This window comes from Streptomyces sp. NPDC002671 (assembly GCF_053592475.1).
In genome coordinates this window covers 177,128-198,198 of the sequence record NZ_JBSFVU010000003.1, presented here as the reverse complement: position 1 = coordinate 198,198, position 21,071 = coordinate 177,128, and the positions used below count along the sequence as shown (strand labels likewise).

Annotated in this window: 16 protein-coding genes and 1 pseudogene; 10 read left to right on the top strand and 7 right to left on the bottom strand. The window is 70.0% G+C overall.

Going from position 1 to position 21,071, the window contains the following annotated elements:
* The first annotated feature begins 100 nt into the window (after positions 1-100).
* The 3 genes from ACWD35_RS05750 (at position 101) to ACWD35_RS05740 (ending at position 1,938) form a co-directional block, all read left to right on the top strand.
* Complete coding sequence (locus ACWD35_RS05750) at positions 101-313, top strand: DUF5326 family protein (protein ID WP_365176290.1); 213 nt, start codon at positions 101-103, stop codon at positions 311-313.
* A 296-nt stretch (positions 314-609) separates the two neighbouring features.
* Positions 610-1,401: an IclR family transcriptional regulator gene (locus ACWD35_RS05745; protein WP_451349876.1), complete on the top strand. Its 792-nt coding sequence runs from the start codon at positions 610-612 to the stop codon at positions 1,399-1,401.
* Positions 1,402-1,500: 99 nt separating this feature from the next.
* Positions 1,501-1,938: an SsgA family sporulation/cell division regulator gene (locus ACWD35_RS05740; protein WP_451349875.1), complete on the top strand. Its 438-nt coding sequence runs from the start codon at positions 1,501-1,503 to the stop codon at positions 1,936-1,938.
* Between the two features lie 93 nt (positions 1,939-2,031).
* Here the strand turns inward: ACWD35_RS05740 and ACWD35_RS05735 are convergent, their stop codons facing one another.
* On the bottom strand, positions 2,032-3,438 hold the full coding sequence (locus ACWD35_RS05735; protein ID WP_451350067.1) for a YibE/F family protein: 1,407 nt from the start codon (positions 3,436-3,438) through the stop codon (positions 2,032-2,034).
* A gap of 249 nt (positions 3,439-3,687) precedes the next feature.
* On the opposite strand from ACWD35_RS05735, the gene thiC reads away from it, so the two are divergent.
* The gene (thiC, locus tag ACWD35_RS05730; RefSeq protein ID WP_451349874.1) at positions 3,688-5,502 is read left to right on the top strand and encodes a phosphomethylpyrimidine synthase ThiC; all 1,815 of its coding nucleotides are present in this window, start codon (positions 3,688-3,690) and stop codon (positions 5,500-5,502) included.
* 61 nt (positions 5,503-5,563) lie between these two features.
* Here the strand turns inward: thiC and ACWD35_RS05725 are convergent, their stop codons facing one another.
* Positions 5,564-6,856, bottom strand: coding sequence for an MFS transporter (locus ACWD35_RS05725; protein WP_451349873.1), 1,293 nt, complete (start codon positions 6,854-6,856; stop codon positions 5,564-5,566).
* Positions 6,857-6,959: 103 nt separating this feature from the next.
* Between ACWD35_RS05725 and ACWD35_RS05720 the strand changes: the two genes are divergently transcribed.
* Together ACWD35_RS05720 and ACWD35_RS05715 are read left to right on the top strand one after the other, a co-directional pair.
* The gene (locus ACWD35_RS05720; RefSeq protein ID WP_451349872.1) at positions 6,960-7,949 is read left to right on the top strand and encodes a DUF5937 family protein; all 990 of its coding nucleotides are present in this window, start codon (positions 6,960-6,962) and stop codon (positions 7,947-7,949) included.
* A gap of 19 nt (positions 7,950-7,968) precedes the next feature.
* Positions 7,969-8,109: pseudogene (locus tag ACWD35_RS05715) on the top strand (thiamine biosynthesis protein ThiC); the annotation flags it as partial.
* Between the two features lie 129 nt (positions 8,110-8,238).
* Here ACWD35_RS05715 and ACWD35_RS05710 read toward each other — a convergent pair.
* From ACWD35_RS05710 to ACWD35_RS05700, 3 genes are all read right to left on the bottom strand, one after another.
* The gene (locus ACWD35_RS05710) at positions 8,239-9,117 is read right to left on the bottom strand and encodes a hypothetical protein (protein ID WP_451349871.1); all 879 of its coding nucleotides are present in this window, start codon (positions 9,115-9,117) and stop codon (positions 8,239-8,241) included.
* 181 nt (positions 9,118-9,298) lie between these two features.
* Entirely contained in the window at positions 9,299-10,378 is a 1,080-nt protein-coding gene (locus ACWD35_RS05705) for a metallophosphoesterase (RefSeq protein ID WP_451349870.1), read from the bottom strand.
* A gap of 342 nt (positions 10,379-10,720) precedes the next feature.
* Complete coding sequence (locus ACWD35_RS05700) at positions 10,721-11,833, bottom strand: LacI family DNA-binding transcriptional regulator (RefSeq protein WP_451349869.1); 1,113 nt, start codon at positions 11,831-11,833, stop codon at positions 10,721-10,723.
* Positions 11,834-12,252: 419 nt separating this feature from the next.
* Between ACWD35_RS05700 and hisC the strand changes: the two genes are divergently transcribed.
* Positions 12,253-13,332 carry a histidinol-phosphate transaminase gene (gene hisC, locus ACWD35_RS05695; RefSeq protein WP_451349868.1) on the top strand — a complete coding sequence of 360 codons (1,080 nt, stop codon included), beginning with the start codon at positions 12,253-12,255 and terminating at the stop codon, positions 13,330-13,332.
* A 22-nt stretch (positions 13,333-13,354) separates the two neighbouring features.
* On the opposite strand, the gene ACWD35_RS05690 is transcribed toward hisC, so the two are convergent.
* Positions 13,355-13,738, bottom strand: coding sequence for a cyclophilin-like fold protein (locus ACWD35_RS05690; RefSeq protein ID WP_451349867.1), 384 nt, complete (start codon positions 13,736-13,738; stop codon positions 13,355-13,357).
* A gap of 207 nt (positions 13,739-13,945) precedes the next feature.
* Between ACWD35_RS05690 and ACWD35_RS05685 the strand changes: the two genes are divergently transcribed.
* From ACWD35_RS05685 to cydD, 3 genes are all read left to right on the top strand, one after another.
* On the top strand, positions 13,946-15,454 hold the full coding sequence (locus ACWD35_RS05685) for a cytochrome ubiquinol oxidase subunit I (protein ID WP_451349866.1): 1,509 nt from the start codon (positions 13,946-13,948) through the stop codon (positions 15,452-15,454).
* A gap of 15 nt (positions 15,455-15,469) precedes the next feature.
* Positions 15,470-16,483 carry a cytochrome d ubiquinol oxidase subunit II gene (gene cydB, locus ACWD35_RS05680; RefSeq protein ID WP_451349865.1) on the top strand — a complete coding sequence of 338 codons (1,014 nt, stop codon included), beginning with the start codon at positions 15,470-15,472 and terminating at the stop codon, positions 16,481-16,483.
* 79 nt (positions 16,484-16,562) lie between these two features.
* Entirely contained in the window at positions 16,563-20,111 is a 3,549-nt protein-coding gene (gene cydD / locus ACWD35_RS05675; RefSeq protein WP_451349864.1) for a thiol reductant ABC exporter subunit CydD, read from the top strand.
* 40 nt (positions 20,112-20,151) lie between these two features.
* Here cydD and ACWD35_RS05670 read toward each other — a convergent pair whose 3' ends face one another.
* Entirely contained in the window at positions 20,152-21,039 is an 888-nt protein-coding gene (locus ACWD35_RS05670; RefSeq protein ID WP_451349863.1) for an HAD-IIB family hydrolase, read from the bottom strand.
* Positions 21,040-21,071: the final 32 nt, after the last annotated feature.

The following is a 21,071-nucleotide window of genomic DNA, read 5'->3' as shown; positions in this document are numbered from 1 at the left end:
ACAAGGGATGAGAGGCCCCCGCGATGACCCTTCGCGGCCCTAGCATCGATGCAGACAGTGCGGCACTCCGACAACGCACCAGACGCAAAGGACAAGGGCAATGCGAGAGATCTTCGCGGGACTTCCGTGGTGGGTGAAGTGGGTCGCGGTGCCGGTCATCGCCCTGGTCGTGTTCGGCGGCCTGATAGCGACCGTGGTCGGCTTCGTGATCGGCCTGCTCTTCAAGGCGCTGATCTTCGTCGCCCTGGTCGGCGGACTGATCTACATCGTGCGGAAGTTCATGTCGAACTCCTCGTCGCGCAGCGACTGGTGAGGGATCACGGGAGAGCCGGTGACCGGTAACAGAAGGCACCGGTTCCCTCGGGCGAGGGAAGTTTCCCCGGGAGGCCGTCTGCTCGCGGTGGTGGGCGGTTAGAGTCCGGAACTCCCCGCGGGGTCCGGCCCCGTGGGCGGCACACCCCCACCGTGCTCTTCCCCGCACGGGCTGCCCCCTCGCGTTTCGGGAGTGACCCCTTGGCCACGGTTGACACCGCACCGGCAGGACCCCACGCACCCCCCGCCCCGCCGCGTTCCTGCCCACCCTCCGTCCGCCGGCCGCCCGGCGCGGCCGTGCCCGGACAACCGCGCTCCGGGGCCCGCCTGGAACCACCCCCATCCGCGACCCTCATCGGCTCCGTCCAGCGCGCCATGCGCCTGCTGGAGACCGTCGCCCGGCATGAGTACGGCGCCCCCGCCAAACAGCTCGCCCGCGAGACCGGCCTCGCCCTGCCCACGGCCTACCACCTGCTGCGCACCCTCGTGCATGAGGGCTATCTGCGCCGCGAGAAGGGGCTGTTCTTCCTCGGTGACGCGGCCGAACAGCTGAGCAGCAGCGGAGCACAGCAGAAACGTCGCAGCACGGTGGCCGACACGCTTGCGCACTGGCGCGACCGCATCGGCGCCCCGGTGTACTACGCGATGTACCGGGACGGTGAGATCGAGGTCATGTGCGTCTCCGCCTCCCGGCAGGCCCCCGCCGTCGAGGAGTGGGCCGACTTCCGCGAGACCGGCCACGCGCACGCCATCGGGAAGTGCCTGCTCTCCCAGCTGGACGAGGAGGCCCGCCGCGACCACCTCGCCCGTTATCCCGTGCAGGCCATCACGCCGTACACCGTGCGTGACAACCACGCCCTGCTGCGGCGGCTGGACCGGATGCCGCGCATGGAGCCGGTGGTGGAGCGGCAGGAGTACGCGCTCGGGACGGTCTGTGCGGCGGTGCCGATCACGGTCGGCACCACGGCGGCCACGATCGCCATCTCGCTGCCCTTGCACCAGGCCGACCGGCTGTTGCCCGCGGCGAACCGGCTGCAGGCCGAGATCGGGCGTCATCTGGGAGCGCTCGCCCTCTCTATCAGCATCTGAAAACTCACTCCTTGTGATCTGTTGTGTACGTTCAGCAAGATTTGACCATGGTCAAAGGGATCGATCCCGGCCGGTCGACGTCATATGACGGGGTAGGCGATGCGCGAGTCCGTACAGGCAGAGGTCATGATGAGCTTTCTCGTGTCCGAGGAGCTCTCCTTCCGCATTCCGGTGGAGTTGCGCTACGAGACCAGTGATCCCTATGCCGTGCGGCTCACCTTCCACCTGCCCGGCGATGCCCCGGTGACCTGGGCCTTCGGGCGGGAGTTGCTGGTCGACGGGGTCGGCCGGCCGTGCGGCGAGGGGGATGTGCACATCGCCCCCGCCGATTCCGAGGTGCTGGGCGAGGTGCTGATCCGGCTTCAGGTCGGCTCCGATCAGGCGCTGTTCCGCTCCTCAGTGCCACCGCTCGTGGCCTTCCTCGACCGTACGGACAAGCTCGTGCCGCTGGGTCAGGAGGGTGCGCTCGCCGATTTCGACGCCCACCTCGACGAGGCCCTGGACCGCATCCTGGCCGAGGAACAGAGCGCCGGCTGAAGCGTTACGGCACGGGGTGTCAGGCGCCCGGCCGTGCCGCGCGGGACGGTGCAGGAACGGTTCTGCATCGGGGTCATCGACTCCCGCCGGGATTCACCGCTTCCGGCGTCGGCCCCGTCCGCCGCGTGCCGTGGTGGACGGGGCCCCGGCGGGTGCCGTCGTGTCCGGTGCGGGCCGGTCGGCCGCCACCACCAAGGCGGCGAGAGCGGTCGTGACCGGGACCGAGGCGACCAGGCCGATCGAGCCCACCAGCGTGCGCACGATCTCCTCCGCCACCAGCTCGCTGTTGGCCACCGTCCCCACGCTGCTCTGCGCGATCGAGAACAGCAGCAGGAGCGGCAGTGCGGCACCGGCGTAGGCGAGGACGAGGGTGTTGACCACGGAGGCGATGTGGTCGCGGCCAATGCGGATGCCCGCCCGGTACAGCCCGCGCCAGCCCATCGACGGATTGGCCTCGTGCAGCTCCCACACGGCGGACGTCTGCGTCACCGTCACGTCGTCGAGGACACCGAGCGAGCCGATGATGACGCCGGCCAGCAGCAGACCGCTCATGTCGATCGACGGGTACAGGCCGTGGATCAGACCGGTGCTGTCGTCCGTGTTGCCGGTGAGCGCGGCCCAGCCGATGAACAGCGAGCCGAGCACACCGATCAGGCACAGCGAGATCAGGGTGCCGAGCACCGCCACGGACGTACGAGCCGACAGGCCGTGGCACATGTACAGGGCGATCAGCATGATGGCGCTGGACCCGACGACCGCCACGAGCAGCGGATTCGAACCCTGCAGAATCGCGGGCAGGATGAACAGGGTCAGCACCAGGAAGCTCACGGCCAGCGCGATCAGCGCCATGACACCGCGCATGCGCCCCACCACGACGACGGCGACCGCGAAGATCCCGGCGAGCAGGGCCATCGGGAACTGCCGGTTCACATCGGTGACCGAGTACTGCAGGTTCTTCGGTGCCGAGGGCTCGTAGGCGACCACGACCTTCTCGCCCTGGTCCAGTTGGCGTGACTGGTCCGGCTGCACGATCTCGGTGAACGTGCGGCCCTTGTCCTTGCCGGTGTCGACCCGGATGGTCGCCTTCTTGCAGGTGCCGTTCGGCTTCTGCGCGGCGGAGTTTCCCCCGGCAGCGGAGGCGTCGCCGGTCAGGCTGCCGCCCGAGGCGTTCACCGAGGCGCAGCTCACCTTGATCACCTCGGTGACCGTGGCCTGCTGCGTCTGCCGGTCGAAGCCGACGCCGGTGCGCTTGTGCGCCGGGGCTCCTCCGGGCCAGAGCACCAGCAGGCCGACCACGACCGCCGCCGTGAACGGGATCAGGATCGCGGCGATGACCTTGCGCAGGTGCCGGGAGACGGGGGCGGCCGGGCCGTGGCTGTGACTGTGGCCGTGCGCGTGGCCGTGGCCCTGGTCGTGACCGTGCGCGTGACTGTGACCGCCGCCCGAGCCGGGGCGGCCTCGACGGGGCGGCTCGGGAGGCTGGGAGGGGTGCTGCTGCATCGTGGTCACCGCCCGATCATCGCAAGAACGCCGGGGGCCCTCTGTTCACCGCTCCCGGATTGACGCTAGCGTGGGGGCACCTTTGCACACGCGGGAGCTCGGAGCACCGGGCTGAGAGGGCGCTGACCTCCGTTTCGCGGTGTTTCACATGGAACGTACGAAGTTTCACGTGAAACAGCGACCGACGGAAACCGCTGCGTCGACCGCCGAACCTGTTACCGGGTAATGCCGGCGTAGGGAGTAGGTCTCATGACCAACAAGGACGCACGCACGCCTGCCTCCACGCAGAACGCGACGAACGGGTCGTCGAACGGGGAGGCCGGGAAGTCCATCGGCTGGCACAAGGCGTACATCGAGGGCTCGCGCCCCGACCTGCGCGTGCCGGTCCGTCAGGTGCACCTCACCAACGGGCAGTCGGTCACGTTGTACGACACCTCAGGCCCGTACACCGATCCACTCGTCGACACCGACGTCCGCAGGGGCCTGTCGCCGCTGCGGGAGAACTGGATCATCGCCCGCGGCGACACCGAGGAGTACGCGGGCCGTCCCGTCCGTCCGGAGGACGACGGGATCAAGCACACCTCGCCGCGCGGAGGGCTGCGCAACCTCGACGCCGTCTTCCCCGGACGTCCGCGCCAGCCGCGGCGCGGTCATGGCGGCCAGGCGGTCACGCAGCTCGCGTATGCGCGCCGGGGCGAGATCACGCCCGAGATGGAGTACGTGGCGGTCCGGGAGAACGTGTCGCCCGAGGTGGTCCGGGAGGAGATCGCGGCGGGCCGTGCGGTGCTGCCGGCCAACGTCAACCACCCGGAGATCGAGCCGATGATCATCGGCAAGCGGTTCCTGGTGAAGGTCAACGCCAACATCGGCAACTCCGCGGTGACGTCCTCCATCGAGGAGGAGGTCGAGAAGATGACCTGGGCGACCCGCTGGGGTGCCGACACGGTCATGGACCTCTCGACCGGCCGCAACATCCACACCACCCGCGAGTGGGTGCTGCGCAACTCCCCCGTCCCGATCGGCACGGTGCCGCTCTACCAGGCCCTGGAAAAGGTCGACGGCAAGGCCGAAGAGCTGACCTGGGAGATCTACAAGGACACGGTCATCGAGCAGGCCGAGCAGGGCGTGGACTACATGACGGTCCATGCGGGTGTCCGGCTGCCGTACGTGCCGCTCACCGCCAACCGCAAGACCGGCATCGTCTCGCGCGGCGGCTCGATCATGGCCGCGTGGTGCCTGGCGCACCACAAGGAGTCGTTCCTGTACGAGAACTTCGAGGAACTGTGCGAGATCCTCGCCGCCTACGACGTCACGTACTCGCTGGGCGACGGCCTTCGGCCGGGCTCGATCGCCGACGCCAACGACGAGGCGCAGTTCGCGGAGTTGCGCACGCTCGGGGAGCTCAACCGGATCGCCAAGGGTTTCAACGTGCAGACGATGATCGAGGGCCCCGGTCACGTCCCGATGCACAAGATCAAGGAGAACATCGACCTTCAGCAGGAGATCTGCGATGAAGCTCCGTTCTATACGCTCGGCCCGCTGACCACGGACATCGCGCCGGCGTACGACCACATCACCTCCGGCATCGGTGCCGCGATGATCGCCTGGTGGGGCACGGCGATGCTCTGCTACGTCACGCCCAAGGAACACTTGGGCCTGCCCAACCGTGACGACGTCAAGACCGGCGTCATCACCTACAAGATCGCCGCCCACGCAGCCGACCTCGCCAAGGGGCACCCGGATGCGCAGGCCTGGGACGACGCACTGTCCGACGCCCGCTTCGAGTTCCGGTGGGAGGACCAGTTCAACCTCGCCCTGGACCCGGACACGGCACGGGAGTTCCACGACGAGACCCTGCCGGCCGAGCCCGCCAAGACGGCTCACTTCTGCTCGATGTGCGGGCCGAAGTTCTGCTCGATGAAGATCAGCCAAAGCATCACAGAGCGGTTCGGTGGTGCGGCGGCTGAGGGGGCCTCGCCTGAGGAGGTCGCTGAGGGGATGCTCCAGAAGTCGAAGGAGTTCGCGGAGAACGGGAACCGGGTGTACCTGCCGATGGCGGACTGACAGGCAACCGGAGCGCCGTCCCCGAGCGAACTCGGGGCGGCGCTCGCTCGTGGTCATCCGTTCACCGCAGAGCGCCGGGGCCGGGCAGCTCGCGCTGGGTGCGCAGTGGTGAGAAGAAGATCGGTACCCAGACCAGGGCGAGCCCGACGGCACCGAGCCAGAGGGCGGTTCGGACGGAGGCGAGTTCGCCCAGCAGGCCGGCCAGGGCCGCGCCGATCGCGAGTGAGCCGGTCAGCAGGACCCGCATGGTGGCGTTCATCCGGCCGAGAAGACGGTCCGGTGTCACGCTCTGGCGGAAGCTGACCTTGATCACGTTGTCGATGCCGACCTTGCATGTGGTGATCAGCCAGGCGGCCGCGGCGAACCAGAGGGCCGGTCCGCGATCGGCCAGCGCCAGCAGAGCGCCGAACGGCGCGACGGCCAGGCCCATCAGCCACAGCACCCGGCCTGCGCCGACCCGGCGGGCCAACCATCGGGCCGACATCGAACCGATGAACACGCCGAGACCACCAACCGCGAAGAACAGGCCGATGACGCCGTCGGAGAAGCCGAGTTCACGGGCGAACAACACCGGCAGCATGGTCTGGCACAGCTGGATGGACAGGTTCGTCAGTGCCCCGGCGAGCGCAATCGCCCGCAGGGTCGGGTTGCCGAGCACGAAGCGCAGGCCCTCCCGGATCTCGCCGCTGAGCCGTGCGTCGCGCCGGTGCTGCGGACGCGGGTCCGCCTGGCGGATACGCAGCAGGAGGACCGCCGACCACAGGTAGCTGGCCGCGTCGACCACGACCGCCGTCGGGGCGGACAGCAGCGCCACCAGGAAGCCACCCGCGCTGCGCCCACCGATCAGGGTGAGGGAGTCCACCGTCACCAGGTAGGCGTTGGCCTGGGTGAGCTGGGCCCGCCCGACCAGTTCGGGCAGTTGGCTCAGTGCGGCCACGTCGAAGAAGACCGTGGCGGCGCCCGCCAACAGGACCACAACGTAGAGCTGTTGGATCGTCAGGCAACCGAGCAGCCACGCGGCCGGCACGGACCCGAACAGCGTGGCCCTGACCAGGTCGGCAGCGATCATCACGGGCCGCTTCCGGATCCGGTCCACCCAGGCTCCGGCCGGCAGGCCGATCAGCAGGAAGGCGAGGGTGCTCAGCATCGCCAGAACGCCGACCTGTCCGGCCGAGCTGTGCAGGGCCAGGACGGCGGTCAGCGGTATCGCCAGGGAACTCACCGCGGTGCCGAGCTTGCTCACCGCGGCGGCGCCGACAAGTAGTCGGAAGCCCGGGTTCCGGAGGGCCGAAGGATACGGCTCGAGGGTGGGCGCGGCCGTGCCCGGCCCGTGAGCGAGATCAGTACTGGTCATGGAGTGAGGTTCCTGCCGGGGCCGACCGGCGAGCGAGGAATTTAGGCTGTACTGAATCCTGACCCGCTGGCCGCGGGCTCTTCCGACGCAGAAGGGCTGCACCGTGCTGGACCTGGTGTTCTCCGTCCGCGACCTGGCCCGCACCCGGTTCGCCCTGTCGCCGCTGTGGGAGGTGGTCGCCAGCGTCAGGGTGTTGAAGCGCCCGGCCGAGCACCCCCTGTACCACCCGTGGACCGCCGAGGTCGGCAGCCGGTTGGCCGCCTCGGGGTTGGACTGGCGTCTGCTCGCCGATCTGGTCCCGGAACCGCCCCGGTCGATACCGGTCTTCATCGCACCGCCACCGACAACCTCGGTCGCCGATCTGGGACTAGAGCTGGCCGTACTGCGCGCCACACCACCCGAGCAGGTCCGGTCCGGCCTCGGCGGTCCACGCGCGCCGCGTTCCGAGCGGATCGATCGGCTGCGCAGCGATCCGCGCCGCGGTCTCGCCGAACTCGCTGAACTCGTCGAGGCCTACTGGGAGGTCGCCCTCGCGCCGTACTGGCCGCGGATGCGCTCCCTCTTGGAGGGTGACGTGCTTCACCGGGCCAGGCTGTTCGCCGAACACGGAGCGGATCAGCTGCTGGGCGATCTGGGGGCCAGCGTGACCTGGGACGAGGACACCCTGTACGTCGGGCACCATTACGGCCGTGGCAGCCGGCAACTCGGCGGACGCGGCCTCCTGCTCGTGCCGTCGGTGTTCGTCTGGCCCAGGATCTTCTCCGTGATCAGCCCGAACTGGCAACCCACCCTGCGCTATCCGCCGCGCGGCGTGGCCGCACTCTGGGAACGGCGGTCTGCCCTCCCACAGGCCCTGGCAGCGGTCATCGGCCGGTCCAGGACCCGCCTGCTGGCCGAACTCGACACACCCGCCTCAACAACCGACCTGGCCCGCCGCACCGGGATCAGCGCCGGCGGAGTCTCCCAGCACCTGACCGCCCTCCGCTCCGCCGGCCTGGTCGACGCGCACCGCAGTGGCCGGTACGTGCTGTACGTCCGCACCGAGGCGGCGGAAGTCCTGCTGGCTGCTGCGGATGCACGAGGTGATGGGTGAATGTGCTGCCTACGGGCTGAAGTTGTCGTCGATGAAGATCTCGCAGGACATCCGCCGCGAACACGGCGGCAGCCGGGCCGAGATCGAGGAGGGTATGGCCCAGAAGTCGAAGGAGTTCGCGGCGGCGGGCAACCGGGTCTATCTCCCCCTGGCCGACTGACGGCCGGCTGACGTCGCCCGTACAGCAGGAGGCGGCTGACCGGGGTGGTGGGGCCACGCCCGGTCGGCCGCGAGGGCAGTTCTGGTCCCGCCCGGTTCGGCTCACGCCTTTCGAGGGGCGTGAGCCGGGCTATTCCGGCTGGTGCTCCGGGCCGCCGAAGTCCGGGCTGGTGTAGTCGGGACTGGTGAAGCTCGGGCGGCCGGATCCGGCGCCGTCGTCCGGGCTGCTGAAGCCGGGGCGGCCGTAGCCCAGGCGCGGCATACGGCCGGTCGGGGCGGGACGGGCCGTGTGCTGCAGGGCTGCCGCGCCGGGCTGGGCGAGCGCGTCCTGCAGGAACGGCAGGATGCCGCGCTCCAGCAGGGCGTCCCGCCAGGCCTCTCTGGCCCTGGTGACCTTCTCGGCCGCCGCGTCGTGGGCGTCGCTGTCCGCCGAGGCGCTGTTGCGCAGGGCGGTGAGCAGCAGCCCGACGGCGGCGACGAGGACCGAGGCCGCGGTCACGGCACCGAACACCCAGCCGGCGGTGAGCATGGTCTGGGCGAAGGTCTGCCCGGGGGCGACCGTCTTCAGGATGTAGCCGACGAGCAGGAAGATCGCCGCGGCGGTTCCGGCGAGGACCGGCGCCAGCACGGCGATCACCGCGACGGCGCCCGCGCCGGTGGTCTCGGCGGCCTCGCGGAGAGGGGTGTCGCCGAGGGCGGTGGCGAGCCCCGGCCCGTCCGAAGCCGGTTCCGTGGAACCGGAGTCGTCGGGGACCGGGAGGACGGACGGCGCCGGACGGCGCAGTTCCTCGCGGACCGTCACGTAGTGCTGGTACTCGGTCGCCGCGGCGGCCGTGATGAGCGTGCTGGCGTTGAGCGCCATGGTGCGCAGTTGTTCGGGGTTGAGCCGCTGTCCGACAGCGGCCAGTTCCGGTCGGTGTGGTGCGGAGCGCAGCGCCTCATCGAGGATCCGCTCGAATTCCTGGCGGTCCTCGCTCAGCAGGTGCTGCGGAACGCTGTTCATGTGCATCCCCCGATGCTCCGTAGGGCTTGGGGCTCGCACGCCGGCGAGCCGTCGGGCAGAAACGGAGGGGAGCCTGCTACGGATAAGCCGATGGTAGAGCCGTGACGGCGCGCGGTGACAGGGGATTGCCGGAAATTGAGTTACCGGCGTGTGTGCAGCCGCCGGTGAACGACTGCCCGGTGAACGGTCAGTTATCCAAGGGAAGTTGTTGGACCAGCAGCTTTCCGGCCATGGTCACTCCGCCGTCCATGGCGATGGCGAGCCCGTCGGCGTAGACGTGCGGCCCCTCGACGACGGGACCAGTACTTTCCTCGCCGTCCTCGGAGCCGACTTCGCCGAGCAGGTAGGGAATGGGGCTGTGGCCGTGAACGACGCGGGTGCCGCCGTACGTATCGAGGAGGGAGCGGACGGCGTCGGCGCCGCCCTCGTCGCGGAAGGAGAAGCGCTTGGTGAACTTGCGGAACAGGTCCCAGCACTCGTCCGCGTCGTTGCGCGTGAGCGTCTCGCGGACGGTGTCGTTGACCGCCTCGATCGAGTCGCCGTAGTCGAGGTAGGCGGTGGTGTCGGAGTGCAGGAGCAGATAGCCGTCGACCTCCTCGACGGCGTCGAGGCGGGCCATCCACTGCAGGTGGTGGTCCTGGAGGCGGTCCATGTCGGTCTTCTGGCCGCCGTTGAGCAGCCAGGCCGCCTGGAAGGTGGCGGTGCCCGCGCCGGAGTTGACGGGGGTGTCGCCGAACCGCTTGGCGCCGAGCAGCAGCAGTTCGTGGTTGCCCATGAGGGCTTTGCAGTAGCCGCCTGCCGCGGCTGCCTCGGCGGACAGCCGCATCACCAGGTCGATGACGCCGATGCCGTCCGGGCCGCGGTCGGTGAAGTCGCCGAGGAACCACAGCCGGGTGGTGCCCGCGCACCACTGGCCCGAGGCGTCGATCAGCCCCTTCTCCTGCAAGGCGGCCACCAGTTCGTCGAGGTAGCCGTGGACGTCCCCGACGACGTACAGGGGACCCTGGCCGGTCGCGGGCTGCGGGGCCGGGGCGGCGGGGGCCGGTTCGACGGGGACCTGGAGCGTGTCACCGCGGTGGATGACGGGCAGGTCGCGCTGGGTGGGCGTGTAGCCGTCGGGGTACGTCTCCTCGGCGGGCGTGTCGGTGTCGCCGGGGTGGACGGCCTGGACGTACGGACCGGTCTCGTGGACGTACGCGGGTACCCGGAAGTCGCGCAACGTCGCAGTCCGCTCCGTCTCGGGTCCCTGACCGGCCCCCTGAGTCATCCGACCCCTCCACCATCGCGCCGCATCTGCACCGCTTCGGACTGCCTGGTCGCACGGCCCGCGGTGTCGTGGGCCCATCATAGGAATGCGCGTCGCGCCGTGTGATGACCCAGGGGTGGTGAATCGGAACAAGACTCCAGTTCACCGCGGCTTTCGCCCCGTTTGGGCAGGGGTTACCCCTTGCGTCGCCCGGATACCGGCCCGCGTCAGCCGACCGGTGGGGCGGACGGTTCGGTCGCGCGGGGCGGCCATGGGGGTGGGAGGCCGGTCGTGCGGGGCGCACCGGACCGTGCGCGCCGCGTGTCCCGGCCGTGCGCCGCCCGGTGCTTCCGTGCTCCCCCGCTACCCCTCGTCCGGGGTGCGCGGCGGGCTGACCGTCGTGCGCTGCGGGCGCCGCTGGGAGGAGGTGCGCACGATCAGCTCGGTCGGTATCACCTGCTCGACCGGATGGTCCGACTCGACGCCCTCGATGGCGTCGATGAGGAGCTGGACCACGGCGGTGCCGATGCGGCGCGGCTTCAGGGAGAGCGTGGTGATCGGCGGCTCGGTGTTGGCGTACACGGTGGACTCGCTGCAGCACACCAGCAGCAGGTCGTCGGGGACGCGCAGGCCGTAGCGGCGGGCGGCGGCGAGCAGGTCGGTGCCGTTGGGGTCGAACAGTCCGTAGACGGCGTCGGGCCGGTCGGGGCGGGCGAGCAGCCGGTCGGCGGCGACGGCGCCCGCGCACGGGTCGTGTGCAGGGTAGGCCTCGTAGACCGGGGCCTGGCCGACCCGTTCGCACCAGCGCAGGTACGCGGTGGTGGACAGGTGGGTGTAGGTGTCCGTCGTGGTGCCCGTGAGCAGGCCGATCCGGCGGGCGCCCGCGTCGGCGAGGTGGTCGAGGATGCCGAGTACGGCGGCCTCGTGGTCGTTGTCGACCCAGGCGGTGACCGGGAGCGGGCCGGCCGGGCGGCCGTCGGAGACGACCGGCAGCCCCTGCCGGACGAGTTCGCTGACCACCGGGTCCTGGTCGGAAGGGTCGATGACAACGGTGCCATCGAGGGCAACGTTGGACCACACGTCGTGACGGGAGGTCGCGGGCAGGATGACGAGGGCGTAGCCGCGGGCGAGCGCGGCCGAGGTGGCGGCCCGCGCCATCTCGGCGAAGTACGCGAACTCCGTGAAGGTGAAAGGTTCATCCCCGTACGTCGTCACGGTCAGGCCGATCAGCCCCGACTTGCCGGTACGGAGGGTGCGGGCGGCGGCCGAGGGGCGGTACCCCAGCCGGTCGGCGACCTCGCGGACATGGCGCCGGGTGGCATCCGGGAGCCGCCCCTTGCCGTTGAGGGCATCGGAGACGGTCGTGATGGAGACCCCGGCGGCGGCGGCCACGTCTCTGATGCCCGCCCGGCCCGGTCGGCTGCTTCGCCGTGAGGTTTCCGCGCGGCTCACCTGGTGCTTCCCTGCTGCTGTCATGGCGAGCCGATAGTAGGGCTCATGCGGTGGGGTAGTGCGGACGCATATGCACGCGGCGACAGGTACGTTTCTGCATGATCATATAGCGCCAACTACCTTGGAAACTAAGGTAGTTAGTCGATTGGATGCTAGGACGTTGCCTGTCGACGCGCATGGGCCTGCCAAGGGCCGGATGTTTCGAAGAGGTCTCAACTCACCTTCACGGGTGATGCGCGCCAGGGCGCAAGCCACCGGCGCATAGATATATGTAGGGCGCGCCCCCTGATACGTACGCCTTCGTCTGACGATGCCCCTGATGCCGGTGGGGATCACGAGCTTTGCCCCGCACCTGTACGCAGCGGCGCCGAATCCTCATATGGTGAGGAGTAATGGAAGCTGGCGGCGTCGACGGTCCGCCGGCGGTCGCGAGGAGGACTGCGGTGAGCGAGACGAGCCCCAAGCTGCGCGCGGAGCTGGAGGGTATCCCCACCTACAAGCCCGGGAAGCCTGCTGCCGCGGGCGGTCCGGCCGCCTACAAGCTGTCCTCCAACGAGAACCCGTATCCCCCGCTGCCCGGCGTGCTGGAGCGGGTGACCGAGGCCGCCGCCTCCTTCAACCGCTATCCGGACATGGCGTGCACCGAGCTGATGAACGAGCTGTCGGAGCGCTTCGGTGTCCCGCTCTCGCACCTGGCCACCGGCACCGGCTCGGTGGGTGTCGCCCAGCAGCTGCTGCAGGCCACCAGCGGGCCCGGCGACGAGGTGATCTACGCCTGGCGCTCCTTCGAGGCGTACCCGATCATCACGCGGATCAGCGGTGCCCGGCCGGTGCAGGTGCCGCTCACGCCCGGCGATGTGCACGACCTGGACGCGATGGCGGACGCGATCACCGACCGGACGCGTCTGATCTTCGTCTGCAACCCGAACAACCCGACCGGCACAGTGGTGCGGCGGGCCGAGCTGGAGCGGTTCCTCGACCGGGTGCCCGGCGATGTGCTGGTGGTCCTGGACGAGGCCTACCGCGAGTTCATCCGCGACACCGAGGTGCCCGACGGCATCGAGCTGTACCGGGAGCGGCCGAACGTCTGCGTGCTGCGCACGTTCTCCAAGGCGTACGGGCTCGCCGGGCTGCGCGTCGGTTTCGCGGTCGCCCATGAGCCGGTGGCGGCGGCGCTGCGCAAGACGGCGGTGCCGTTCGGGGTGAGCCAGTTCGCGCAGGACGCGGCGGTGGCCTCGCTGCGCGCCGAGGACGAGCTGCTGGGCCGGGTGGGTTCGCTGGTGTGCGAGCGCACGCGCGTGGTCGACGGGCTGCGCGCCCAGGGGTGGACCGTGCCGGAGACCCAGGCGAACTTCGTGTGGCTGCGGCTGGGGGAGCGCACGGTCGCGTTCGCGCAGGCCTGTGAGCAGCACGGCGTGGTGGTCCGGCCGTTCCCCGGCGAGGGTGTGCGGGTCACGATCGGGGAGTGCGAGGCGAACGACATCTTCCTGAAGGTGGCGGAAGGGTTCCGCAAGGAGCTGTAGTCCGCGCTCCTCGTCGGTGCGATCAGTCCTGGCCGTCCGTCAGTTCCACGCGTACGGGGTCGCCGTGGCGGACGGTGGCCAGGACGCGGGCGTCCGTGTCCAGGCGCCCGAGGATGTTGCACGGGCTCGCGAGGCGGCATTCGTCGCCTCGCGAGATGGGCGTGGGGCCGTAGGGGAGGGCGAGCGCGTCGCCGTCCGTCCAGAAGGCCACGGTGCCCGGCTCCACTACCTGCCGTGCATCCGTTTCACGTGAAACAGCCACACCCGTGTCGAAATAGACCTCCTCACCCCATGTGTGCGCGGTGGAGGTCAGTGGCAGTGCCTTGGCGAGGGCCTGCGTGGTCGGTGTGTTCTCGTCGAGGGTCGCGGTGACGTTGCCCGCGGGCCAGGAGATCCGTATCTGCATGGCGCGCAATTCAACAAGATGTTGAAGTCGCTGCCAAGGGGTTGACGTGGAGGCGAAGGGGGGACCCCCCTTCGAGTGCCGAAAATCAGTGCGTCATAATGGCTTGTGAATGTGAACGCGTTCACAAGCGTGTCCCATTGCTCCCGTGATGTGTGCAACAAAAAGGGGCAAACTGTCGCTTCTGCGGCGGAGTAAGGAGCTGACGACGTGGATTTGGCTTTGGCGCCGGAGACACTGGCGCGCTGGCAGTTCGGCATCACTACCGTCTACCACTTCCTGTTCGTCCCTCTCACGATCTCGCTGGCCGCCCTCACGGCCGGACTGCAGACGGCCTGGGTGCGCACGGAGAAGGAGAAGTACCTCAGGGCGACGAAGTTCTGGGGCAAGCTCTTCCTGATCAACATCGCGATGGGTGTGGTCACCGGCATCGTGCAGGAGTTCCAGTTCGGTATGAACTGGTCGGACTACTCGCGGTTCGTCGGTGACATCTTCGGTGCCCCGCTGGCCTTCGAAGCACTGATCGCTTTCTTCTTCGAGTCCACGTTCATCGGGCTGTGGATCTTCGGCTGGGACAAGCTGCCCAAGAAGATCCACCTGGCCTGCATCTGGATGGTCTCGCTCGGCACGATCCTGTCGGCCTACTTCATCCTCGCGGCCAACTCGTGGATGCAGCACCCCGTCGGCTACCGGATCAACAAGGCGAAGGGCCGCGCCGAGCTCACCGACTTCTGGCACGTCCTGACCCAGAACACCGCGCTCAGCCAGGCCTTCCACACGCTGTCGGCGGCGTTCCTGACCGGCGGTGCCTTCATGGTGGGCATCTCCGCCTACCACCTGTCCCGCAAGAAGCACGTACGCGAGATGAAGACCTCGCTGCGCCTCGGCCTCATCACCGTGGTCATCGCCGGCATGCTCACCGCGATCAGCGGTGACACGCTCGGCAAGGTCATGTTCAAGCAGCAGCCGATGAAGATGGCAGCCGCAGAGGCGCTGTGGGACGGCCAGAAGCCGGCGCCGTTCTCGATCTTCGCCTACGGCGACGTGCAGAAGGGCCACAACACCGTCGCGATAGAGATCCCGGGCCTGCTGTCCTTCCTGGCCAACGACGACTTCAACTCGTACGTCCCTGGCATCAACGACGTCAACAAGGCCGAGCAGAAGAAGTTCGGCCCCGGCGACTACCGGCCCAACATCCCCGTCACCTTCTGGGGCTTCCGCTGGATGATCGGCTTCGGCATGGCCTCCTTCGCCATCGGCCTGGCCGGGCTCTGGCTGACCCGGAAGAAGTTCATGCTGCCGAAGCATCTGCGCGTCGGCGAGGACGAGGTGCCGCATCTGGTCCTGTTCAGGAAGAAGGCCCTCAGCCCGAAGCTGACGGTCTGGTACTGGCGGATCGCCGTCTGGACGCTGGCCTTCCCACTGATCGCCAACTCCTGGGGCTGGATCTTCACCGAGATGGGCCGTCAGCCGTGGGTGGTCTACGGCGTCCTGCAGACCCGGCACGCGGTCTCCCCCGGTGTCTCCCAGGGCGAGATCCTCACTTCGATGATCGTCCTCACCGCGCTGTACGCCATCCTCGCCGTCGTCGAGGTCAGGCTTCTCGCCAAGTACGCCAAGGCGGGCCCGCCCGAGCTGACCGAGGCCGACCTCAATCCGCCCACGAAGATCGGCGGCGACATGCGTGACGCCGACAAGCCGATGGCCTTCTCGTACTAGGCCGGGGGAACAGTCATGCAACTTCACGACGTCTGGTTCGTTCTGATCGCCGTTCTGTGGACCGGCTACTTCTTCCTGGAGGGCTTCGACTTCGGGGTCGGCATCCTCACCAAGCTGCTGGCCCGGAACCGGCCCGAGCGGCGGGTGCTGATCAACACCATCGGGCCCGTCTGGGACGGCAACGAGGTGTGGCTGCTCTCGGCGGGCGGTGCGACCTTCGCCGCCTTCCCCGAGTGGTACGCCACGCTCTTCTCCGGCTTCTATCTGCCCCTGCTGGTCATCCTCGTGTGCCTGATCGTCCGGGGCGTGGCCTTCGAGTACCGGGCGAAGCGGCCCGACGAGACCTGGCAGCGCAACTGGGAGACCGCGATCTTCTGGACCTCGCTGATCCCGGCGTTCCTGTGGGGCGTGGCCTTCGCGAACATCGTGCACGGCGTCAAGATCGACCGGAACTTCGAGTACGCGGGCAACGTCGGGGACCTGCTCAACCCCTACGCCCTGCTCGGCGGTCTGGTGACGCTGACGCTCTTCACCTTCCACGGCACGGTGTTCACCGCGCTCAAGACCGTCGGGGACATCCGGACGCGGGCGCGGAAGCTGGCCCTGTGGGTCGGTCCCGTCGCGGCGGCCGTCGCGCTCGCCTTCCTGCTGTGGACGCAGGCCGACAGCGGTGACGGCAAGAGCCTGGTCGCTCTGATCGTGGCGGTCGTCGCCCTGGTGGCCGCGCTGGTGGCCAACCAGGTGGGGCGCGAGGGATGGTCGTTCGCCCTGTCCGGCCTCACCATCGTCGCCGCCGTGGCGATGCTCTTCCTGTCGCTCTTCCCGAACGTCATGCCGTCCACGCTCAACAGCGAATGGAGCCTCACGGTCACCAACGCCTCGTCGAGCCCGTACACCTTGAAGATCATGACCTGGTGCGCGGCGATCGCCACGCCGTTCGTGCTGCTCTACCAGGGGTGGACCTACTGGGTGTTCCGCCAGCGGATCGGCACGCAGCACATCGCTCCGGACCCTGCCACCGCGCACTGATTTACAGGGGAGGGTGTTTCACGATGGTGCCTGGCGTTTCACGTGAAACACCCTTCCCGTGCCGAAGGGCGTGTTTCACGTGAAACCAATCGATCCGCGTCTGCTCCGCTACGCCCGGTCCACCCGGCTCTTCCTGGTGGCGGTCGTCGCCCTGGGCGCGGTCGGTGCCGGACTGGTCGTCGGACAGGCGATGCTCATCGCCGAGGTGGTGGTCGGCGCCTTCCAGCACGGCCGTTCGGCCGGCGAACTCCGCAGTCCCCTGCTGCTGTTGGCAGCGGTCGCGGCCGGGCGGGCGCTGGTCTCCTGGCTCACCGAACTCGCCGCGCACCGGGCGAGCGCGGCGGTGAAGTCCGAACTGCGCGGCCGGCTGCTCGACCGGGCGGCGGCACTCGGTCCCGGGTGGCTGAGTGGCCAGCGGACGGGCTCGCTGATCACCCTGGCCACGCGCGGGGTCGACGCCCTCGACGACTACTTCTCGCGCTATCTCCCGCAGTTGGGGCTCGCAGTGGTCGTTCCGGTGGCGGTACTGGCCCGGATCGTCACCGAGGACTGGGTGTCGGCGGCGATCATCGTCGGCACGCTGCCGCTGATTCCCCTGTTCATGGTGCTCATCGGCTGGGCCACCCAGTCCCGGACGGACCGTCAGTGGCTGCTGCTGTCACGGCTGTCCGGCCACTTCCTGGACGTCGTCGCCGGGCTCCCCACGCTGAAGGTGTTCGGCCGCGCCAAGGCGCAGGCGGAGTCCATCCGCCGGATCACCGGCGAGTACCGGCAGGCCACCATGCGGACCCTGCGGATCGCCTTCCTCTCCTCCTTCGCCCTGGAGTTGCTCGCCACGCTGTCGGTCGCGCTCGTCGCCGTGACGATCGGCATGCGGCTCGTGCACGGCGACATGGACCTGTACGTCGGCCTGGTCGTCCTGGTGCTGGCGCCCGAGGCGTATCTGCCGCTGCGGCAGGTGGGTGCGCAGTTCCATGCGGCGGCGGAGGGGCTTGCCGCCGCCGGGGAGATCTTCGGTGTGCTGGAGACGCCGGTGCCGCCGTCCGGGGCCGGGGCGGTGCCCGAGGGTGCGGTGGCTTTCGAAGGGGTCACCGTTCGCTACCCCGGCCGTTCGGCGGACGCCGTGACCGAGGTGTCCTTCAGTGTCGCGCCCGGTGAGACCGTCGCGCTGGTAGGGCCCAGCGGGGTGGGCAAGTCCACGCTGTTGCATGTGCTGCTCGGGTTCGTGGAGCCCGTGGCGGGCCGGGTGCGGGTCGGGGGAGCCGATCTCGCCGGGCTCGACCTCGAGCAGTGGCGGTCGCGGATCGCCTGGGTGCCGCAGCGTCCGCATCTGTACGCCGGGACCATCGCGGAGAACGTACGGCTGGCCCGGCCCGACGCGGATGACGACGCCGTACGGCGGGCGCTGCGGGATGCGGGCGCGCTGGAGTTCGTGGACGCGCTGCCCCAAGGTGCCGGGACGGTGCTCGGGGAGGACGGGGCCGGTCTCTCCGCCGGTCAGCGGCAGCGGCTTGCGCTGGCGCGGGCGTTTCTTGCCGACCGCCCCGTGCTGCTGTTGGACGAGCCGACGGCTGCGCTGGACGGGGTGACGGAGGCCGAGGTCGTGGCGGCGGTGCGGAGGCTGGCTGTGGGCCGCACGGTGCTGCTTGTTGTGCACCGGCCGGCCCTGTTGGAGGTCGCGGACCGGGTGGTGCGGCTGGACGGTGCCGGGCCTCTGGTGCAGCGGGTTGGTGCCCGGCCTCCCACCACCCGACTCGGCTCGTTGGAAAGTGGCCCGATGGGCGGGGCGGCGATCGGTTCGCTGGAGAGTGGCCCGGAAGGCAGTCCGCTGGAAAGTGACTCTGCTGCACAGCCTCTCGTCGCCCGTCGGGGTGTGCTTGCGCGGGTTCGGGGTATGGCCGGGGCCCGGCGTGGGCGGCTGACGCTTGCCTTGTTGCTGGGAAGTCTGGCGTTGGGGTGTGCCGTTGGGCTCATGGGGACCTCCGGGTGGCTCATCTCGCGGGCCTCGCAGGAGCCGCCGGTGCTGTACCTGATGGTGGCCGTGACGGCGACGCGGGCTTTTGGGATCGGGCGGGCCGTCTTCCGGTACGCCGAGCGGCTGGTGTCGCACGACGCCGTACTGCGGATGCTGGCCGACACGCGGGTCGCCGTGTACCGGCGGCTGGAGCGGCTCGCGCCCGCCGGGCTGCGGACCACCCGCCGCGGTGACCTGCTCACCCGGCTGGTCGCCGACGTGGACGCGCTTCAGGACTACTGGCTGCGCTGGCTGCTGCCCGCCGGAGCCGCCCTGGTCGTCTCCGCCGCCTCCGTCGGCTTCACGGCCTGGCTGCTGCCCGAGGCCGGGGCCGCGCTCGCGGCGGGCCTGCTCGCAGCCGGGGCCGGTGTCCCTGTGCTCACCGCGACCGTGGCCCGGCGGACCGAGCGGCGGCTGGCGCCCGCCCGCGGGGTGCTCGCGACCCGCGTGGCCGACCTGCTCACCGGCACCGCCGAGTTGACCGTCGCCGGTGCGCTGCCCGCCCGTACGGCCGCGGCCCGGCAGGCCGACGGCACCCTCACCCGGATCGCCTCGCGCGCCGCCGCCGTCACCGCGCTCGGTGACGGGCTCACCTCGCTGATCTCCGGCCTGACCGTCACGGCCACCGCGCTGCTCGGTGCCCAGGCGGTGGCCACGGGCCGGCTCAGCGGAGTGGCGATGGCCGTGGTCGTCCTCACCCCGCTGGCCGCCTTCGAGGCCGTCCTCGGGCTGCCGCTCGCCGTGCGCCACCGGCAGCGGGTGCGCCGCAGCGCCGAGCGCGTGTACGAGGTCCTGGACGCCCCCGAGCCCGTACGCGAGCCGGAGCAACCCCGGCAGGCTCCCGCCGCGCCGTTCCCGGTCGTCCTCAAGGGGCTGGACGCGCGGCACACCGGGCAGCACCGGGACGCGCTCTCCGGGCTCGACCTCACCCTGGAGCAGGGCCGCCGTATCGCCGTGGTCGGGCCGTCCGGCTCCGGCAAGACGACCCTCGCCCAGGTGCTGCTGCGGTTCCTCGACCCGGAGCAGGGCTCGTACACCCTTGCCGGTGTGGACGCGTACGCACTGGCCGGTGACGACGTACGCAGGCTCGTGGGCCTGTGCGCCCAGGACGCGCACCTCTTCGACAGCTCGGTGCGCGAGAACCTGCTGCTGGCCAGGAAGGACGCCGACGAGGCCGATCTGCGGCGTGTGCTGTCCCGGGCCCGGCTGCTGGACTGGGTGGACGGGCTGCCCGACGGCCTGGACACGCTCGTCGGCGAGCACGGGGCGCGGCTGTCCGGCGGCCAGCGGCAGCGGCTCGCGCTGGCCCGCGCGCTCCTCGCCGACTTCCCCGTCCTGGTCCTGGACGAGCCCGCCGAGCATCTGGACCTGCCGACCGCCGACGCGCTCACCGCCGATCTGCTGGCCGCCACCGAGGGCCGTACGACGTTGCTCATCACCCACCGGCTCGCGGGGCTCGAAGCCGTGGACGAGGTGATCGTGCTCGACGCGGGCCGGGTGGTGCAGCGGGGGCCGTACGCGGAACTGGTCGCGGTGGACGGACCGCTGCGCACGCTGGCGCGGCGGGAGTGGGAAGCGGAGACCGAGCAGCTGGTGGAGGCGGAGCGGGCCTGAGCCAGGAGGCACCCCTGGCGCAGGGATGAATGCCGCGGTGTCAGACCCGTTCCGCGAGCACCCGCTCGATCACGACCGCCACGCCGTCCTCGTTGTTGGCGACGGTACGGCCCGACGCGGCGGCGACGACGTCCGGGTGGGCGTTGCCCATGGCGTACGACTGACCGGCCCAGGTCAGCATCTCGACGTCGTTGGGCATGTCGCCGAAGGCGACGACCTCCTCCGGCGCGATGCCGCGCTCGGCGCAGCACAGGGCGAGGGTGCTGGCCTTGGAGACGCCTGGGCCGCTGAGTTCCAGCAGGGCGCTGGGGCTGGAGCGGGTGACGTTGGCGTGGCCGTCGACGGCGACGCGGGCCAGGGCGAGGAACGCGTCGGGGTCGAGAACGGGGTGGTAGGCGAGGATCTTCAGCACGGGCTGGTCGGCGTTCGGACCGTCGGCCGCGAGCAGTTCCTCGGCGGGCCGGAGGTGGTCGGGTATCTCCATGTGCAGCTTGGGATAGTCCGGTTCCTGGTGGAAGCCGAACGTCTGCTCGACCGCGAACACCGTGCCGGGTGCCGCCGCGCGCAGCAGCCGCACGGCGTCCAGTGCGTTCTGCCGGGCCAGTTCGCGCACCTTCACGAACCGGTGGGCGCCGGGGCCGCCGTGCAGGTCGACCACGGCGGCGCCGTTGCCGCAGATCGCCAGGCCGTGGCCGTGGACGTGGTCGCTGACGACGTTCATCCAGCGGGCCGGGCGGCCGGTGACGAAGAAGACCTCGATGCCCGCCTCCTCGGCGGCAGCCAGCGCCGCGATCGTCCTCGGGGAGACCGACTTGTCGTCGCGCAGCAGAGTGCCGTCGAGATCGGTGGCGATCAGCCGCGGCGGAAGGGCCGCGGCCGGGGTCCCGGGCTGTCGAGTCGCTGAGGTCACCGGACCATTCTCATGCATATGCCAGCACGTACGTGCGGTACTTCGCACAG

Excerpts from the sequence above, each read along its gene's own strand:
- ACWD35_RS05750 (WP_365176290.1), top strand. The coding sequence starts at position 101 with ATGCGAGAGATCTTCGCGGGACTTCCGTGGTGGGTGAAGTGGGTCGCG.
- ACWD35_RS05740 (WP_451349875.1), top strand. The coding sequence starts at position 1,501 with ATGCGCGAGTCCGTACAGGCAGAGGTCATGATGAGCTTTCTCGTGTCC.
- ACWD35_RS05735 (WP_451350067.1), bottom strand. The coding sequence starts at position 3,438 with ATGCAGCAGCACCCCTCCCAGCCTCCCGAGCCGCCCCGTCGAGGCCGC.
- thiC (WP_451349874.1), top strand. The coding sequence starts at position 3,688 with ATGACCAACAAGGACGCACGCACGCCTGCCTCCACGCAGAACGCGACG.
- ACWD35_RS05725 (WP_451349873.1), bottom strand. The coding sequence starts at position 6,856 with ATGACCAGTACTGATCTCGCTCACGGGCCGGGCACGGCCGCGCCCACC.
- ACWD35_RS05710 (WP_451349871.1), bottom strand. The coding sequence starts at position 9,117 with ATGCACATGAACAGCGTTCCGCAGCACCTGCTGAGCGAGGACCGCCAG.
- ACWD35_RS05705 (WP_451349870.1), bottom strand. The coding sequence starts at position 10,378 with ATGACTCAGGGGGCCGGTCAGGGACCCGAGACGGAGCGGACTGCGACG.
- ACWD35_RS05700 (WP_451349869.1), bottom strand. The coding sequence starts at position 11,833 with ATGACAGCAGCAGGGAAGCACCAGGTGAGCCGCGCGGAAACCTCACGG.
- ACWD35_RS05690 (WP_451349867.1), bottom strand. The coding sequence starts at position 13,738 with ATGCAGATACGGATCTCCTGGCCCGCGGGCAACGTCACCGCGACCCTC.
- cydB (WP_451349865.1), top strand. The coding sequence starts at position 15,470 with ATGCAACTTCACGACGTCTGGTTCGTTCTGATCGCCGTTCTGTGGACC.
- ACWD35_RS05670 (WP_451349863.1), bottom strand. The coding sequence starts at position 21,039 with ATGCATGAGAATGGTCCGGTGACCTCAGCGACTCGACAGCCCGGGACC.